This window comes from Pseudomonas sp. COW5, assembly GCF_026240005.1.
In the GTDB taxonomy this organism is placed as follows: Bacteria; Pseudomonadota; Gammaproteobacteria; order Pseudomonadales; family Pseudomonadaceae; genus Aquipseudomonas; species Aquipseudomonas kribbensis.
Genome location: NZ_JAPHVP010000001.1, coordinates 4,539,129 through 4,556,606, shown reverse-complemented (window position 1 = coordinate 4,556,606; position 17,478 = coordinate 4,539,129). Strand labels below are relative to the sequence as shown.

The following is a 17,478-nucleotide window of genomic DNA, read 5'->3' as shown; positions in this document are numbered from 1 at the left end:
TATTTCGTAGCAACTTCAAGAAAACCTTCTAAACCGGTGCTTTCATGGCATGTGCGCAACTTTTTGCGCAACTTTTAGCCTTTATGATCCGACTCGGTTCTGGATCAGGTCTTCGCCGACGGTAGAACTTTCAGGAGATTCGGTTTCATTTCAAGGAGCGCCAAATGTTCAATCCGGCCAACGAAACGCATTTCAGCCTGACGCTCGACGGCTCTCAAGGCGGGCAGGTAAGCGACCTGCAAGTCCTGTCGTTCACCGGCACCGAAGGCATCAGCCAGCCGTTCCGTTTCGACCTGGAACTGGTCAGCGAAAACCCGGATCTGGACCTGGAAAAACTCCTGCACAAACAGGCGTTCCTCGCCCTCGATCCGCAGGGCTCGGGCATTCACGGCCAGATCTACCGCGTGGCCCAGGGCGATGCCGGCAAGCGCCTGACCCGCTACAAAGTCTCGCTGGTGCCGCAACTGCAGTACCTGCATCACCGCACCAACCAGCGCATCTATCAGCAGATGTCGGCGCCGAAAATCATCGCGCTGATCCTCGACGAACACGGCATCAAGGGCAACGCCTACAGCTTCCAGTTGAGCCAGCCGTGCCCGGATCGCGACTACTGCGTGCAGTACGACGAAACCGACCTGCATTTCGTTCAGCGCCTGTGCGAAGAAGAAGGCATTCACTACCACTTCCAGCACAGCAAGAAAGGCCATCTACTGGTGTTTGGTGACGACCAGACCGTGTTCCCGAACCTCGGCCAGCCCACCGCGTATGTGCAGGGCAGCGGCATGGTCGCCGAGGAACCGGTGATCAAAGGCTTCCGGCTGCGCCTGGAGACCCGCACCAGCCGCACCACCCGCCGCGACTACGACTTCGAAAAGCCGCGCCTGCAAATGGAAGCCGCGTACAAGCCGGATGGTGAGAGCACCGAGCCGGACCTGGAAGACTACGACTACCCCGGCCGCTTCATCGACCGCGCCCGCGGCAAATTCCTAAGCCAGCGCGCCCTCGAGCGCCATCGCGCCGACTACCGTCAGGCCGAAGGTCGCGGCGACCAGACCCGACTGGTCAGCGGCCACTTCATGGAAATGTCCGACCACCCGCGCAGCGAGTGGAACGACCTGTGGCTGCTCACCGAAATCTTCCACGAAGGCAAACAGCCGCAAGTCCTCGAAGAATCGGTGACCAGCGACACCACCGACAACAAGGACGACTTCCACCAGGGCTACCGCAACACCTTCCTCGCCACCCCATGGGACGTGTTCTACCGCCCGGCCCTCGAACACCCGAAACCTCGCGTGCTCGGCAGCCAGACCGCCATGGTCACGGGCCCCAAAGGCGAAGAAATCCACTGCGACCAGTACGGCCGCATCAAGGTGCAATTCCACTGGGACCGCGAAGGCCTGGCCGACGACAAGACCAGCTGCTGGCTACGCGTCTCCAGCAGTTGGGCCGGCGACCGCTACGGCGCCATCTCCATCCCGCGCATCGGCATGGAAGTCCTCGTCACCTTCCTCGAAGGCGACCCCGACCAGCCACTGGTGACCGGCTGCCTGTACCACAAGGAAAACCCGGTGCCGTACGCCCTGCCGGCGAACAAAACCCGAACCGTCTTCAAAACCCTCAGCTCCCCCGGCGGCGGTGGCTACAACGAACTGCGCATCGAAGACAAAAAAGGCGCCGAACAAATCTTCATCCACGCCCAGCGCGACTGGGATGAAAACGTCGAACACGACCAGAAAATCCGCGTCGGCAATGAACGCCACGACACCGTGGTGAAGAACACCTACACCGAGCTGAAGGCCGAAGAACACCGCACCACGATTTCCGACCGCAAAGTGGAAGTGAAGGCCAGCGACCACCTGACCGTGAACCAGGATCAGCACATCAAGCTCGGTACGGCTCAACTGACCAGCGTAGGCAAGGAAATCCACCTCAAGGCCGGGGACAAAATGGTCATCGAGGCCGGCAGCGAACTGACCATCCAGGCCGGTGGCAGCTTCATCAAACTCGATGGCGGCGGCATCACCGTGGTCGGGCCGGTGGTGAAGATCAACGCCGGTGGTTCGGCGGGAACGGGTTCCGGGATTGCGATCCTGATGCCGCTGTTGCCGATTCCTGCGCCGTCGGCCAAGGCCGGCAATCTCATGGCGCCCGCGCAACCGGGCGTCGTGCCGACCAAACCCGAGCCACGGGAATACTTTTTCGACATTACCCTGACCGACGTGCCCGGCGATGAAGGTTTCCCGCTGGCCCACACGCTCTGGCAGATCGTCCAGGACGGCGTGGATGAACCGTTGCTCGAAGGTCAGACCGACGACAACGGACGCGTCAATATCGACGAACCGCAACGCCTGAAACTCTCCAGAGCCTATGCCGAAGCCGGCCCGTTGTGGCTGTGCTATCCGGGGCAACGCGTGCCCGTGGCCTTGCATGACGAGCCGGCGGACGCGGACAAAGAACGCTTCGCCCTCGCCGCCCTCGACTTTCATGACAGCACCCGCCACCGCACGATCAACAGCGCCAGCAACGAACGCAGCAAGCAGGACTTGCTCACCGACGGTGACTTGTACAGCCGACTGCACAGCACGGACGAATGACCATGACGGATTTCGCTACCCCCTACAACGGCGTTCGCCACAAGGAAGTCAGCCAGATCAACACGGCCGCCGGCAAAGCGCTGCCCGCCGTCAATGCGCCAGACTTTTTCATTCAGGACAAGTCTGCCTTCGCGCCCAAGCGCAGTGGCAACCAGGTGCGTTTTTTCACCACTGGCGAGGATTACTACAAGGATCTGGCCAAGGAAATCGCCAAGGCCGAAACCTCGATTTTCATTACCGGCTGGCAGGTCAACTACGACGTCACCCTGGACGGCAAGCAGACCTTGTGGGAATGCCTGAGCAACGCCCTGAAAAAGCCCGGCCTGAAAATCTACGTCATGCCGTGGCTGAGCCCGGCAGCAAGCGTCGGCACTCATGACTTCGAAACCATGCTCGCGGTTTTCCAGCTCAACGCCGGGCTGAAGATTCCGCGTGCTTTCTGCACACCGGCCATCCAGCAAAGCGACATGAAGGGCCTGGGTTCGACTTTTTCCCATCACCAGAAGTGCGTGGTGATCGACAACAAGATCGGTTATGTCGGTGGTATCGACCTGGCCTACGGGCGTCGCGACGACAACAACTTCAGCCTGGATGCCAGCGACCGCAAGGGTAACGATGCATATAACCCGGGGATCCCGCATCTGGGCTGGATGGACATGAACAAACACGTCAGTCGAGCCGGCCTGCTGCTGGGCACGCTGTTCGACCTGTCCAGACCGCTGGCCGAAACGACCATCGGCACCGAAAAAAACAACGTCAAACTGGCGTTGCCCAGTCGCGCTGCCGTCATCAACGCCGTCGCGGCGATTCAGAACTTCTTCGCCAGCCCGCCCCTGCCCGTTCTGGATCGGGCAATGAAGGCGGGCAAAAGTTTGAAGGAATACGTGTCCTCCATCGATCCTTTGGCCAGGCCCAGGGAATATCTGACCGACGCGGCCATCCGCAATATCACCGCGCTGATCAAACACAACTGGACACGTCTGCCGCTTGCCGAACCGCTCAAGGGCCAGGCTCAAGTGTGGATTCGCGAAGTCGAAAGCAGCGCCGGCAATTTGCAGGCTTCGCTGCGTCTGAAGAGTTACGAGCTGATCAACAACTGGACGAATTCGACCGATCTCGGCCGCCTCGTCGCGATGTTTTGCGACAAGGGTTACGACGCGATGCCCGCAGAAAAAATGGGCTGGCTGAACAACATCGGCCAATTGACCACTTCATTGCTCGGGCACTTTTACGCGTTGCTGCAAGACCGCGTGGCCAATCACCAGGAACCCTTTGTCTATCTCAAACACAAACCGCAGCCGCTGGCTTCGGCAGATTACAGCCGGCTGGACAAGGATCAGCCGCGCATGCCGTGGCAAGACGTTCACAGCCGCATCGAGGGGCCGTCGGTGTACGACCTGTCGCGCAACTTCATCGACCGCTGGAACGGACAACAGGCCTACATCGCCGAGATCAAGAGCCTGGAAAAGACCACTGTCATCGTCGCCCTGATGGAGTGGGTCAACACCCTGGTCAGGGACGCCGGCCTGCCCCACCACCTGGACCTCAACAATCAGATCAACCTGAAGCTGCCCATGCCCAAACCGGTGTGGATCGATCAGGCCCCGACCCTGCCGACACCACCACAGACCGCGCAAGGTGGCGTCAGCGTGCAGGTGTTGCGCAGCGCTTCAGCCGCGATGACCACTCAGGAAGCCAAAGGGCGAAACCAGGCCAAGGTCAACCTGCCGCTGCCCGAGGGTTTCAACGTTGGCGGCGTCCAGGACAATTGCCTGCGCGCCATGCTGCAGACCATTTCCAGTGCCCAGCACTTCATCTACATCGAAAACCAGTTCTTCCAGACCGACTTCGGTGACGAGGGCGAACTGGCAGAAGGCCGGCCACTGTCCGGCCCGATGGCCAGCCTGCGCGACCCGTCCACTTTGAACGAGAATTTCGTCGCCCGGATCAAATTGCGTGAAGCGATGGAAGACCAGGATTTCACCCGGATCGACTGGAAAGAAGTCAACGCCATCAGCAAGGAACCCGGCGAAGAGGCCCGAACCTTTCTCAAAAATTTCCTGGCGATCTGGCAGACCAACGCACAGGGCTGGCTGACGCAGAAATTGGGGAAAGAACAGAAGCTCACCAACAGCATCGGCAAGGCGCTGGCCGACCGCATCGGCCGGGCGATTGCCGAAAACCGTCCTTTTCACGTGTACCTGATTTTGCCGGTGCACCCGGAAGGCGCGCTGAATGTGCTGAACCTCATGCACCAGGTTCACCTGACCATGCAAAGTCTGGTGTTTGGTGAGCAGAGTCTGGTCAAACGCATTCAACGGCACATGGCGATGAAGGACATGATGGATCGCGGGGCGAGCAAGGAAGAGGCCGGGAAGATTATTGAGCGGGTGGATAGCAAAAATAAGCCAGTTTATGCGCAACAGGACTGGTCAAAATATTTGACCCTGCTGAACCTTCGGACTTGGGCCACCCTCGGTGATAGAGTCGTCACTGAACAGATCTACGTGCACAGCAAGTTGTTGATCGCGGATGATCGAGTGGCGATTCTCGGCAGCGCCAATATCAATGACCGCAGTCAATGCGGGACACGTGACTCTGAGCTGGCAGTCATTGTGCGCGATAGCGAATCGACTGAAGCCAAGCTGGACGGCAAACACAACCAGAAGGTAGGGAAGACAATCAATAAATTGCGCAAGGATTTGTGGAAAAAGCACTTCGGAATGAGTCAGGCGAAGCAAAATGGCCCTGTGGCTCACTTTACTGTTTCGGACGAAGTTCTCGATCAGCCTGCTGCAGAAAAAACTTGGCGAGATATTCAGAAGCGCGCGAAGAATAATTCGGAAGCTTACGAGCAGTCATTCAACTTCATTCCTCAGAACATCAGTCAGGTGCAAATACTTGTTGATCCAACGACAGCGTCTGAATCCGCCGGGGATATGCCAGCATCAATCTGGCCAACGTGGACATATCGCTCTCCAGATGATCATAAACGTGGTGGAAAACTGGCAGACTGTTTGCCACATGAAGAAGGTTTTTGGGAGAGCAAGACATGGGCTGGGGTGAAAACCTATTCCGCTCCCATGGGCATCAAGGGCTTCATTACTGCCCTACCAATCGGCTGGACTAAAGGTGAGAACAATGACTCGGGGTTGAACCTGACGATCATCGCTCACAACGAAGACAGAAAGAGCGACGTACACATCGCAAGTGTGAGCGAAACGTCCAATCGAAATGAGCACAGTTCATGACACGAATCATCGCCACCTTCGCCGGCTTGTTGCTGGGCACCCAATTTGCCCTTGCTGAGCCTGCCCTGCACGAATGTCTGGGACGTACCAGATTCGAGTCACCGGAAGCATTCGAGTGGGCAACGTTTGCTATCGAACGTAGCAACATGAAAGGTGCAGGAGGACACGTATTCTCCAAGAATGTGCATGCGGTGGGCGACTACGTTAGTTATGACTTTGACGAACTCACCATCAGAGTCAGCGATGCCACGACACGTGAAAATTTTGAAAGACAACGCAACGCCATTCTTCACGAAACCGAACTCTACAAAAAGCGCCTCGAGGACAAGCTTGAAACCAACAAGGACCTTTTGGTATCGATCAAGGAGATGAACTATTCCCATGACATGGTGAAAAAGCAGGAGGAACAAATAAAAAAACTGGAAGAGCAAATACCCAAAGTAAAAAAATACGAACACGACCTCGGTATCCCCGACGCCTACGTCATGGGCGGCGAAAATATCCCCTACGAATTCCTGCTCTGGCGCAACAACCGGGTGTTCTACTTCAACATGAACAAACCCGCCGAAAATTCCGCACAACGGATCAAGGACCTTGCCGCCCGCTTCGAAGCCCGCGACCTCTATCAAGTACCCGAAGGCCCCGGCGTCTGTATGCCCTACGGATTTATCCATGACGACGGCAAAACCGGTTTCAACGTCAAGAACAGCCTGCGCTTCACCAGCACGCCCAACGTGATCATGAGTCTTATCAGTGCCTCACTCGGCAACCACGCCAAACCCACCGACGGCACCTACGATACCGACTACCGCCCCGGCTACGATGCCGAAATCTGGAAAAAGTCGAAAATCATGGAGAAGTTCTATATCGGCGATCGCATGACCACCCTCGAAGGCTGGCGTCTGGACCCTCGCCCGGAAACCACCGAACAGGATCGCGCCTGGTTCGCCATCGCCCACGTCGGCGGTCTCGCCAGCCCGCTGATCGCAGCGCAGATGTTCACTTTCCAGAAAGGCACCGACGGACTGAAAGATCTGGTGCCACCGCCCGAGGCAGTCGTACCGCGCTTTTTGAAGTTGACGCAAAGCATCCGCGAGCAGTGATCCGTTCTCGCCGACCGGCCTGATCGGGAACTCAAGGTCGCGGCCCATGGACTGATATGCAAGGATGTTGCCCTGCATCACGCCATAGACCGCAAGACCAAGGACGTTTCATGACTGCCATCAATACCCCGCCTCCCCTCGCTCCCGGACGCCTGCAACAGATGTCCACGCGCATCGCCTTCTTCATCGCCGGGCTCGGCATCGCCGCGTGGGCGCCGCTGGTGCCGTATGCCAAGGCGCGGGCCGGGCTTGATGAAGGGACGCTGGGTCTGTTGCTGTTGTGTCTGGGGGTGGGCTCGATTCTGGCAATGCCGCTGGCGGGGATCCTGGCCACGCGGTTCGGCTGCCGGCGCGTGGCCACCGGTGGCACGCTGCTGATCTGTGCAGCGTTGCCGTTGCTGGCGACGGTGTCGTCGATTCCGGCGTTGATCGCCACGCTGTTCATGTTCGGCGCCGGACTCGGCACGGTGGATTCGACGGTGAACCTGCAAGCGGTGATCGTCGAGCGGGCCAGCGGCAAGAACATGATGTCGGGGTTTCACGGCCTGTTCAGCCTCGGCGGGATCGTCGGCGCGGCGGGCGTCAGCGCTCTGCTCGGCCTCGGTTTGTCGCCATTGGCGGCGATGCTGGTGGTGGTCGTGGTGCTGATCGCGGCGCTGTTCAAGGCTGTGCCGCACATGTTGCCTTACGGCAGTGAAAGCTCGGGACCGGCGTTCGCGGTGCCCCACGGCATCGTGCTGTTCATCGGCGGCATGTGCTTCATCGTGTTCCTCACCGAAGGCGCGGCGCTGGACTGGAGCGCGGTGTTTCTGGCGCAGGAACGCGGGATCGATACGGCCTATGCGGGGCTGGGTTATGCCGCGTTCGCGCTGACGATGACTGCGGGTCGTTTGACCGGTGACCGGATTGTTCGCGCGCTGGGTGCGACGCGGATCATTCTGTTCGGTGGACTGCTGGCGGCGGCAGGTTTGTTTCTGGCGACGTTCGCCCCGAGCTGGGAAGCCGCGCTGGTCGGTTATGCACTGGTCGGCGCCGGCTGCTCGAACATCGTGCCGGTGCTGTACACGGCGGTGGGCAAACAGACGGTGATGCCGGAAAGCATCGCCGTGCCGGCGATCACCACGCTGGGTTACGCGGGGATTCTGGCGGGGCCGGCGGTGATCGGGTTTGTCGCTCATGCCAGCAGCCTGAGTTTCGCCTTCGGATTGATGGCGACGTTGCTGGTGGCGGTGGCGATAGGCGGCAAAGCCCTCAAGGTCTGAACCGGCTCGTTCCCACGCCGTGCGGGAACGAGCCAAACAGCGTCAGAAACCGACGCTGGCCTGCACGAAGAACGTACGCGGCGCGCCGACATACATCCCCGAGTTGTTGTCGCTGGAGCGGGTGAAGTACTGCTTGTCGAAGATGTTTTTCACCCCGGCGCCGAGCTTCAGGTTCGACAGCTGCGCACCGAAGTCATAGCCGCCGCGCACGTTCCAGGTCACGTAACCCGGGATGTCGCCGTACTGACCGTCCGCCGTGCCTTCGGTGATGTAGTTGTTGCTGAAGCTGCCGTCGGCATTCACGCCGGTACCTGGTGAACGCTGTTTGGACTGGGCGAAACCGTCGATGTTGTAGGTCCAGCGATTGATGTCGTAGCGCAGACCGACGGTCGCTACCTGACGCGAGTAGAACGGCAGGTCGCGCCCCTTGAAGCCTGGAATCTCGCCTTCGTACGTCGCGCGGGTGTAGGTGAAACCAGCGTTGGCGGTCAGGCCATCGAGGCGCGGATCGAGCGCCGCCATGTCGTAGTGCACCGAAGCCTCTATGCCCTGGTGCTTGGTGGCGCCGAGGTTGGTCCAGCCCACGTCGTTGCTGATGTATTGCAGCTCGTCATCGAAGTCGATGTAGAACAGCGTCACTTCACCGCCCCACACGTCATCGTTGTAGCGGGTGCCGATCTCGTAGGTCTTGGCCTTTTCCGGCTCCAGGCCATTGGCGGTCTGGTCACCCGAGCCGCCCTGTCCCAGCTGGAAATACTGCAGGCTGCCAAAGGAGGTTTCGTAGTTGGCGAACAGCTTCCACGCATCGGACAGGTGATACATCACGCTCAGCGCCGGCAGCGGTTCGTTGCTCTCGATGCTGCGGTTTTTCTCCGGCACGCGTTTGCCGGCGGTGTCGAGCACGGCGCGGTCGTGCCAGTCGGTGTTGATGTGCTCGAAGCGAATGCCCGGGGTGATGGTCCATTTGCCGACGTCGATCTTGTTGTCGACGTAGACCGAGTTGGCCTCGGTGCCGCCGGTACGGTCCTGGAACACGTGGCCGTCGGACGTCTTGGTGACCACCGGCTCATTGTTGACCAGCGCCAGACGGCTCGACTGCTCGTGCATGGCCTCTTTCAGGTAGCGATAACCGACGCTGACTTCCTGAGTGGTCGGGCCGACGTCGAATACCCGCGAGACACGTGGCTCGATACCCAGCGTGTAGTAGGAACGCGGGTACGAACTCAGGGTTTTCAGGTCGCGGGCGGCGATGGTGCTGCCACGGAAGCTGTCGGTGTAATAGGTCAGCACTTCGGCCTGGGTGCGTTCGTCGATCTGACGGATCCACTTGAACGACACGTCCTTGCGGCGGCCGCTGAAGTTGTCGTAGTCGCGCACCGAGTCATACGGCTTGTCGTCGTACTGCTTCTGGGTCAGGCCGCCGGGCATGTCGGCGCTGGCGTCGTAGTAGTGGAAATTGAGGCTGAAATCGTCCTGATCAGTCGGCGCCCAGTGGGTCTTGAGCAGCACGTCGTCGATGTCGTTGCCGTTGTTGCGCTCGCGGTAACCGTTGCCGTTGACGCCGGAGTACAACAGCGCGACGCCCATGCCATTGTCGGCGGTGCCGCCGAGGAACGCGGTGTCGATGTGTTTCCAGCCGCCATAACGGGTGGTTTCCAGGGTGGTGCCGATTTCACCGGTGGCTTTTTCCGGGATGGCACGGGTCACGAAGTTGATTACGCCGCCGACGTTCTGTGGCCCGTAACGCACGGAGCCGGCGCCGCGCACAACGTCGATGCTGTCGAGGTTGCCGGAGGAAATCGGAGCCATCGACAGTTGTGGCTGACCGTACGGCGCGAACGCTGCCGGCACGCCGTCGATCAGCACGGTAGAGCGCGGCGACAGACGCGAAGTCAGGCCACGTACGCCGACGTTCAGCGAGATGTCGCTGCCACCGGTGCCGTTGGAGTCCTGCACCTGCACGCCCGGCACACGCTTGAGGACGTCGCTGACGTTCATTGCGCCCTGCTCGACCATGGCCTCACGGCGAATTACCGTCCGCGCGCCCGGGTGGTTCTGCACCACGGCGGCATCGGCGTCGCCGAGCCAGTCACCGACCACTTTGATGTCGGTCACGCCCAGTTCCAGCGGGCCGCTGGCGGCTGCGGTCGGCGCTGGCGACAGGGTCACCGAGCCTTCATTGATCTGATAGTTCAGGCCGCTGCCCTGCAGCAACTGGCGCAGCGCGTCCTCCGGCGAAAGATTGCCATCGACGGCCGGGGCCTGTTTGCCGGCAACCAGATCGGGGCTGAAAAACACCTGCAGCGAGGTTTGCTGACCCAGTTCGCTCAGCGCCTGGCCCAGTGGCTGCGCGCGGATATGAATGGCGTCGGCGGCGAATGCCAGCGGCATCGCAGCGTTGACCGCCAGCGCAAGCGCCAGCGGCAACCAAGGGGATTTTTTGTTGTTGGCAGTGGTGTTTTTCACGTCGTACGGAGTCCTGTGGATCGCAAGAGTGTGCGGCTGTTAATGCAAACCAGTTGCAGTTGAACAGGAAGACGACAAACTCGAAAAAAACCTGAATTTTATTTTGAAATTATTTCCTGACTGCCGTCGGCGTGGGTCCGCACGGCCACCGGAAGGATGTTCGGCAAGGCCTTGAGCAAGGCGTCGGTGTTGTCGGATTTGAACACGCTGGTCAGGCGCAGACTGGCCACCGTCGGGTTGGCGACGGTCAAAGGCTTGTCGCGGTAACGGGACACCTCTTCGACCACTTCACTGAGGCTGGCGTTGTTGAACACCAGTTTGCCGCTGCGCCACGCCGTCAGCTCCGCCGGGTTGACCGCGTAGGCCTGAGCCACCACGCCATTGGCGTCGACATGGGTGCCGAGGCCGGCCGTCAAGTTGATGAATTGGTTGTCCGGCGCATGCCGCCCCTGCACCTTGACCGTGCCCTGCTCCACCGCGACCCGGGTTTGCGTCACGTCACGGCGCACATCGAAGCGCGTGCCGGTGACCGTGACCTTGCCGCTGCCGGCCTCGACCACAAACGGGCGCGAGGTGTCGTGCTCGACGCTGAACATCGCCTCGCCTTCGGTCAACTCGATCAGGCGCCGATCCTTCTCGAATCGCACCTGCAAGCGGCTGCGGCTATTGAGATCGATCACCGAGCCGTCCGGCAACGCCACATGCCTGCGCTCGCCCAACGCCGTGGCGAATTCGGCGCTGTAACCTGCCGGGTGATTCAAGCCACTGAACAGACCGAGTCCGAGGGCCATCGTGACCACACTGGCTGCCACGGCATAGCGCAGCAGCGGACGACGCTCGCGACGCGCTGGCGGAGTGTCGCACAGGGCCTTGAGCCGTGGCGCCGGCAGCAGATCCGCCGCCGTCCACAGGCCTTGCAGCAACTGGAATTCGTCACGGTGCTGCGGATGTTCGTTCAGCCAGGCTTCGAAGTTCCGATATTGTTCGGCGTCGACAGCAGGCTCCTGCAAACGCACAAACCAGCGTGCCGCCTCATCGCGCACCGTTGTTTGCCCGCACGCGCAATCACGAGTATCCATCATGGAATGTCCTGTTTGGCTGGGGATGAAAAGACGCCGCGGCTCATGATTGCGCCCCGTCCAGGCGATCACGCAGATGCCGCAGGGTGCGGATCATATACTTTTCCACCATGTTCTTGGACAGGCCCAGGCGCTCGGCGATTTCCGCCTGGGTCAGGCCCTCGATCTTCTGCCAGACGAAAATCCGCCGGCAGTTGACCGGCAACTCCGTGAGCGCCCGTTCGATGGAATCGGCCAGCTGGATCGCATGCATGTAATGCTCCGGGTCACCGGTCGGCGACTCACTGAGATCGATCGCCTCCGACTCCATGGCACCCCGCCGGTCCTCACGCCGATAGCCATCCACCGCGATGTTGCGCGCCGTCTGATGCAGATACGCCCGGGGTTGCTGCACCGCCGACGAATCGGATTCGAGCACCCGCACAAAGGTGTCGTGCGCCAGATCCTCGGCCTGCGAGCGATTGCGCAGGCGACGGGTCCAGGTGCCGATCAACTCTTCGTAATGCTCGAGAAAGCCGGGTCTGCGGGGCAGCATGGGGATCATTGCGGCGTGCTGAGGAAAGGGGCGGGAATAGTAATGCTTCCTATTAAGCCCCGCAAATCATTCCGGCTTGGCACCGACTGAAGGATAATGCGAACTCCGATCCGCGATGCCGAAATAGCCTTCAGGCAGTGCAAGGTAGTTATAAAACGGATTGACTTCGAGATGGGTGTATCCGATCGCGATCAAATGAATATGGTCCCGATGAAGACCAATGACCTCGGCCAGCGGTTCGGCTATCGCCCTGTGCATGTGAGGATTGGTCCTGTAACCAACCACCGCGTCGTGGTATTTCGTGCACAGGTTCATGAAAAGCTCACCTTTTTCAGGCTGCAGGCAGTCTCCGTTACCAAAGTAGTCTTCGTGAACCTGGATCACTTGTCCCGCTATTGTCTGCGGTGTGGGAAGCAGGCTGTGCCGGAAATTCTGCAAATTGGCATCCTCTTCTCTCAGCAAGCCCGCTGCCGCAACCCGCGCTGTCACTGTACACATCTCATCGACCAGCCGTTTCGGCAGCCGAGCGGGTGCCAAATGGCGATTCATCACGAAAATCCCCATGGCGTTCAATATTTCATCGGAAATCGGCAGCTCCCAGCCCCTGACTTTGTGGTGACCAAACACAGGTGCGAAAAACCAGGGTACCGAGTCTATCTTGACGTCTCTCTGAGTTTTTTCGACGTGGCAGTAGACCTGATTGGCGATCACCTTCGGCTCCAGAATCCCCCACCACTCTTCGGTCTTCGTCCATCCGAAAGGGGGGTTCCCATGACCATCTCCCGCCAGAAATGCCAAGGGAGTACAGTCCGGAAATTGCGCCTGGGCCTCTGCCAGGCTATTCCTCTTGGCGGGGGTAACCAATGCACCCTCCTCGACCCACCACCTGCCAACCTTGACGCCCATGATGTCGCTTCCTGTCAGTCCATTGCCGTGAGAGTGCGCTTCAATACCCTAGTCCGTCCCCAGTAGCTTTGCCATCAATCACCCGGGCCTTGATGATTCCTCCTTGCATCTCGTCGCAATCCATCAACTGTCCCACCGGCCCGCGCCCTAGATTAGATCCCACAACAACACGCCGTGGAGATCGCCTCATGCACAGTTTCCAGACCCGCAAGCAGCACAGCCCGGTCGACGCCTGGGATCAGCAGGATCCGGAGCAGGCCTTCACCCTGCCCTCACGCTATTTCTACGATGACAGTCTGTTCCGTGCCGAGCGCGACAACATTTTCATGAAGGCCTGGCATGTCGCCGGGCACGTGAGTGAGTTCGCCGAACCGGGGCAGTTCGTGGTCACCGATCTGTTCGATCAGAGCGTGGTGGTGGCGAAGAACCGGCAGGGGCAGATCCACGGCTTTCACAACGTCTGCCAGCATCGCGGCAATCGCTTGCTCGAAGAACGCCGCGGCACCACCGGCGGCGTGGTGCGCTGCGCCTATCACTCGTGGTGCTACGAGATGGACGGCAGCCTGCGCGGTGCGCCGCGTTGCGAGCGGATGAAGAATTTCGAGCTGGCGCAGTTCAACATTCCCCAGGTGCGCACCGAAGAACTCGGCGGTTTCATCTACTTCAACCTCGACCCGAATGCGCCGTCGCTGCGGGATCTGTTCCCCGGTGCCGACGAAGAAATGCGCCGGGTGTTCCCGGACCTGACCGACATGCGCCTGATCGAGGAACAGGACGTCATCGTGCCGGCCAACTGGAAGGTGATCATGGACAATTCAATCGAGGGCTATCACTTCAAACTGTCCGGCCCGTGCCACATCGACCTCGCCCGATTGATCGACTTCAAGGGTTACCAGTTGATCAAACGCGACAACTGGTGGACCTACGCCGCACCGGCCAATCTCTCGGCGACCGAGGCCTACGGCGTGCCGCTGAAGAGCGTTCTGAACCCGCAGGAATGCTTCTTCAACATCGGCATGTGGCCGAACAACACCTTCTACACCTTCCCGTTCTCCGAGTTTCTCGGCTCGTTCATCATGATTCCGCTGGATGCCGAGCGCTCGCTGCTGCGCTTCGGTTACTACTCCAGCAACCCCGAGACAGCCGCCGTCAGCACGGCGTGCATGAAGTGGATGAACGAAGACCTCGGCCCCGAGGACATCGCCCTGAACATCTCGGTGCAAAAAGGCCTGCGCTCGCTCGGCTACGACCAGGGCCGCTACATGATCGACGCTCAGCGCAGCAATGAAAGCGAGCATCTGGTGCATCACTTTCATCGCCTGGTGTTCAACGGCATTCACGGCCATTGCGTGGACTGATCCGCCCTTCCCTCGTCATTTGTCAGAACGGAGCAAACCATGGACGAAACCGGGTTTGATTACCTGATCGTGGGCGCCGGCTCGGCCGGTTGTGTGTTGGCCAATCGCCTGAGCGAAGACCCGAACTTGCGCATCCTGCTGCTGGAGGCCGGCCCCGAGGACAAGAGCTGGACGATCGACATGCCGTCCGCCGTGGGTCTTGTGGTGGGCGGCTCGCGCTACAACTGGCGTTATCAGTCGGAGCCAGAGCCGTACCTTGACGGCCGGCGGATCGGCACGCCAAGAGGCCGCACCCTCGGCGGTTCATCGTCGATCAACGGCATGGTCTACATCCGTGGCCATGCCCGGGATTACGACGGCTGGGCCGGACAGGGCTGCACCGGCTGGAGCTATCGCGAGGTGCTGCCGTACTTCAAGCGTGCGCAGACTCACGCCGACGGTGGCGATGAGTATCGCGGCGCCGGCGGCCATTTTCACGTCACTCCCGGCGATGTCGAAACTCCGTTGTGCGCGGCGTTCATTGCGGCCGGAGCCGAGGCCGGTTATGGCGTCAGTGAGGACTTGAACGGTTACCGTCAGGAAGCCTTCGGCCCGGTTGATCGCACCACGCGCAACGGTCGGCGCTGGAGCACTTCGCGCGGTTATCTGAGCGAAGCGTTGGCCCGGGGCAATGTGCGAGTGGTCACCGATGCACTGGTGTTGCGCATCCTGTTCGAGGGACGGCGAGCCGTCGGGATTGACTATGAACAGAACGGTGAAACGAACACTGTCCGCGCCCGTCGGGAAGTGCTGCTGACCGCCGGGGCAATCAACTCCCCGCAGTTGCTGTTGCTCTCGGGCGTGGGCCCGGCAGCAGAATTACGCGACCTCGGGATCAGCGTCATTCACGACCTGCCCGGCGTCGGCAAACGCCTCAACGATCACCCGGACGCCGTGGTGCAGTTTCGCTGCAAGCAACCGGTGTCGCTGTATCGCTGGACCACCGCGCCGGGCAAATGGTGGATCGGAGCGCGCTGGTTCGTCCGTCACGATGGTCTGGCGGCAAGCAATCATTTCGAGGCCGGTGCATTCCTGCGATCACGGGCCGGCGTCGAACACCCGGACCTGCAACTGACCTTCATGCCGCTGGCCGTGCAACCCGGCAGTGTCGAGCTGGTGCCGACCCACGCGTTCCAGATCCACATCGACCTGATGCGCCCTACCAGTCTCGGCAGCGTGACGTTGCACAGCGCTGAACCCCGGCGGCCGCCAAGGATTCTGTTCAACTACCTGAAGACCGCGCAGGACCGTGCCGACATGCGCGCCGGCGCACAGCTGGTGCGCGAGATCCTCGACCAGCCGGCCATGGCTCCGTTCAAGGGTGAAGAACTGGTGCCGGGCCGTTCGGTGCAGACCGACGCCGAACTCGACGCCTGGGCGCGGCAGGTCACGGAAACCGGCTACCATGCCAGCGGCACCTGCAAGATGGGGCCGATTGGCGACCCTGAAGCCGTGGTCGATCCACAACTGCGAGTGCACGGCCTCGACGGCTTGCGCGTCGTGGACGCATCGATCATGCCGGTGATCGTCAGCGGCAACACCAACGCACCGACGGTGATGATCGCGGAAAAGGCCAGCGACCTGATCCGCAACCTCGCCCCGCTGCCAGCCGCCGATGTACCGGTGTGGACCCATCCGCACTGGCAGACCGAACAACGATAAGGCAGAGATGGCGATGACCCGATCCGCTGAAGCTGTACCGCGCCATGAAGCACCGCTGCGAGTGGCGGTGCTGTTGTTGCCGGCGTTTTCCAACTTCGGTCTGGCGGCGGTACTGGAACCGCTGGCCATCGCCAACTGGCTGAGTCAGCGCAGGCTGTTCGAATGGACGCTGTTGTCGTTGCAGCCGGGCCCGGTGACAGCTAGCAACGGCTTGGTGAGCATTGCCGAGGACGGCTTGAACATTGAGCAGGCCTTCGACGCCTGCGTGGTGCTGGCCAGTTTCGAGGTGCATCAACACAGCCGCAATCCGGCGCTCAAGAGCTGGTTGCGTAAGCAGGCGCTGTTCGGCGCGGTGTTGATCGGCGTGGAAACCGGCACTGAATTGCTGGCGGCTGCCGGTGTGCTCGACGGCTACGAAGCGGCGGTGCATTGGGACAACCTGCAAGGCTTTCAGGAAAGCTACCCCAAGGTCCGCGCCCGACCGCAGCTTTACACCCTTGAACGCCAGCGCCTGACCTGCGCCGGCGCGACCACCATTCTCGACATGCTGCTGGGCTGGATCGGCCAGCGCATCGATGCGGATCTGGCCCGGGAAATCGGCCTGCACCTGTTGATGGGCCAGATGCGCGCCCCGGCGGACAATCAGCTCGACGGCGGCCTGGGCAACAGCGGGATGTACGGCAACAAGATCCGCCGCGCCGTGCAGTTGATGGAAAAGGCGCTGGAAGAACCGCTGGACTGCGAGGCGATTGCCAGTGAAGTCGGCTTGTCGCGGCGGCAATTGGAGCGCCAGTTCAAGCATCAGACCGGGCTCTCGCCGCTCAAATACTACATCACCCTGCGCCTGGCCCGGGCGCACAACCTGCTGCAACAGACGCAAATGAGCGTGGCCCAGGTGGCAGCGTGTTCGGGGTTCGGCTCGCTTGAGCATTTCTCCCGCACTTACCGTGCGCGGTTTGGCTGCCCGCCGAGCGAGGACCGGCGTCAGGCGTGGAGCGCGCCGGTGATGCGCCAGCCGTTGAGCAAAAAAGCCCCTCACCCTAACCCTCTCCCGGAGGGAGAGGGTTAGGGTGAGGTGTATCAAGCTATACGCCGACCTGAGACATCGAGTCGATTATGGATTCAATGCAATTCGTTCACGTCGGCGGATTTCCCCAATTTCCCCCGGTCAGTCCCCTCTCCCTCTGGGCGGTCCGACGTTTCGGGAGGGTTAGGCGGGCGGC

The 17,478-nt window shown here is 60.6% G+C and carries 11 protein-coding genes; 7 read left to right on the top strand and 4 right to left on the bottom strand.

What is annotated here, in order from left to right; all coding sequences use genetic code 11:
* Window positions 1–164: 164 nt before the first annotated feature.
* From tssI to OQ248_RS20795, 4 genes are all read left to right on the top strand, one after another.
* Window positions 165–2,594 carry a type VI secretion system tip protein TssI/VgrG gene (gene tssI / locus OQ248_RS20810; protein ID WP_265813836.1) on the top strand — a complete coding sequence of 810 codons (2,430 nt, stop codon included), beginning with the start codon at window positions 165–167 and terminating at the stop codon, window positions 2,592–2,594.
* A 2-nt stretch (window positions 2,595–2,596) separates the two neighbouring features.
* The gene (locus OQ248_RS20805; protein WP_279309476.1) at window positions 2,597–5,845 is read left to right on the top strand and encodes a phospholipase D-like domain-containing protein; all 3,249 of its coding nucleotides are present in this window, start codon (window positions 2,597–2,599) and stop codon (window positions 5,843–5,845) included.
* A complete protein-coding gene (locus tag OQ248_RS20800; protein ID WP_265813834.1) occupies window positions 5,842–6,948 on the top strand; it encodes a hypothetical protein in 1,107 nt (368 codons plus the stop codon). The genes OQ248_RS20805 and OQ248_RS20800 overlap by 4 nt, the downstream gene beginning before the upstream one ends.
* A 110-nt stretch (window positions 6,949–7,058) precedes the next feature.
* Window positions 7,059–8,210, top strand: coding sequence for an MFS transporter (locus OQ248_RS20795; protein WP_265813833.1), 1,152 nt, complete (start codon window positions 7,059–7,061; stop codon window positions 8,208–8,210).
* A gap of 42 nt (window positions 8,211–8,252) precedes the next feature.
* On the opposite strand, the gene OQ248_RS20790 is transcribed toward OQ248_RS20795, so the two are convergent.
* The 4 genes from OQ248_RS20790 to OQ248_RS20775 form a co-directional block, all read right to left on the bottom strand.
* Window positions 8,253–10,676, bottom strand: coding sequence for a TonB-dependent receptor (locus OQ248_RS20790; RefSeq protein ID WP_265813832.1), 2,424 nt, complete (start codon window positions 10,674–10,676; stop codon window positions 8,253–8,255).
* Window positions 10,677–10,774: 98 nt separating this feature from the next.
* Window positions 10,775–11,758, bottom strand: coding sequence for a FecR family protein (locus OQ248_RS20785; protein WP_265813831.1), 984 nt, complete (start codon window positions 11,756–11,758; stop codon window positions 10,775–10,777).
* 40 nt (window positions 11,759–11,798) lie between these two features.
* Window positions 11,799–12,299, bottom strand: a complete 501-nt coding sequence (locus OQ248_RS20780; protein WP_045121794.1) for a sigma-70 family RNA polymerase sigma factor — start codon at window positions 12,297–12,299, stop codon at window positions 11,799–11,801.
* A 57-nt stretch (window positions 12,300–12,356) separates the two neighbouring features.
* The gene (locus OQ248_RS20775) at window positions 12,357–13,196 is read right to left on the bottom strand and encodes a hypothetical protein (protein WP_265813830.1); all 840 of its coding nucleotides are present in this window, start codon (window positions 13,194–13,196) and stop codon (window positions 12,357–12,359) included.
* A gap of 188 nt (window positions 13,197–13,384) precedes the next feature.
* Here OQ248_RS20775 and OQ248_RS20770 point away from each other — a divergent pair, with 188 nt between their 5' ends.
* From OQ248_RS20770 to OQ248_RS20760, 3 genes are read left to right on the top strand one after another with little or no spacing between them, the layout of a single operon-like run.
* The gene (locus OQ248_RS20770; RefSeq protein ID WP_265813829.1) at window positions 13,385–14,554 is read left to right on the top strand and encodes an aromatic ring-hydroxylating dioxygenase subunit alpha; all 1,170 of its coding nucleotides are present in this window, start codon (window positions 13,385–13,387) and stop codon (window positions 14,552–14,554) included.
* A gap of 39 nt (window positions 14,555–14,593) precedes the next feature.
* Window positions 14,594–16,255: a choline dehydrogenase gene (locus OQ248_RS20765; RefSeq protein WP_265813828.1), complete on the top strand. Its 1,662-nt coding sequence runs from the start codon at window positions 14,594–14,596 to the stop codon at window positions 16,253–16,255.
* 13 nt (window positions 16,256–16,268) lie between these two features.
* A complete protein-coding gene (locus OQ248_RS20760; protein WP_265813827.1) occupies window positions 16,269–17,324 on the top strand; it encodes a GlxA family transcriptional regulator in 1,056 nt (351 codons plus the stop codon).
* The last annotated feature ends 154 nt before the right edge of the window (window positions 17,325–17,478 follow it).

Bases quoted from the DNA above. Each gene is read 5' to 3' on its own strand.
- OQ248_RS20805 (WP_279309476.1), top strand. From the start codon at position 2,597: ATGACGGATTTCGCTACCCCCTACAACGGCGTTCGCCACAAGGAAGTC.
- tssI (WP_265813836.1), top strand. From the start codon at position 165: ATGTTCAATCCGGCCAACGAAACGCATTTCAGCCTGACGCTCGACGGC.
- OQ248_RS20760 (WP_265813827.1), top strand. From the start codon at position 16,269: ATGACCCGATCCGCTGAAGCTGTACCGCGCCATGAAGCACCGCTGCGA.
- OQ248_RS20770 (WP_265813829.1), top strand. From the start codon at position 13,385: ATGCACAGTTTCCAGACCCGCAAGCAGCACAGCCCGGTCGACGCCTGG.
- OQ248_RS20775 (WP_265813830.1), bottom strand. From the start codon at position 13,196: ATGGGCGTCAAGGTTGGCAGGTGGTGGGTCGAGGAGGGTGCATTGGTT.
- OQ248_RS20780 (WP_045121794.1), bottom strand. From the start codon at position 12,299: ATGATCCCCATGCTGCCCCGCAGACCCGGCTTTCTCGAGCATTACGAA.
- OQ248_RS20765 (WP_265813828.1), top strand. From the start codon at position 14,594: ATGGACGAAACCGGGTTTGATTACCTGATCGTGGGCGCCGGCTCGGCC.
- OQ248_RS20800 (WP_265813834.1), top strand. From the start codon at position 5,842: ATGACACGAATCATCGCCACCTTCGCCGGCTTGTTGCTGGGCACCCAA.
- OQ248_RS20785 (WP_265813831.1), bottom strand. From the start codon at position 11,758: ATGATGGATACTCGTGATTGCGCGTGCGGGCAAACAACGGTGCGCGAT.
- OQ248_RS20795 (WP_265813833.1), top strand. From the start codon at position 7,059: ATGACTGCCATCAATACCCCGCCTCCCCTCGCTCCCGGACGCCTGCAA.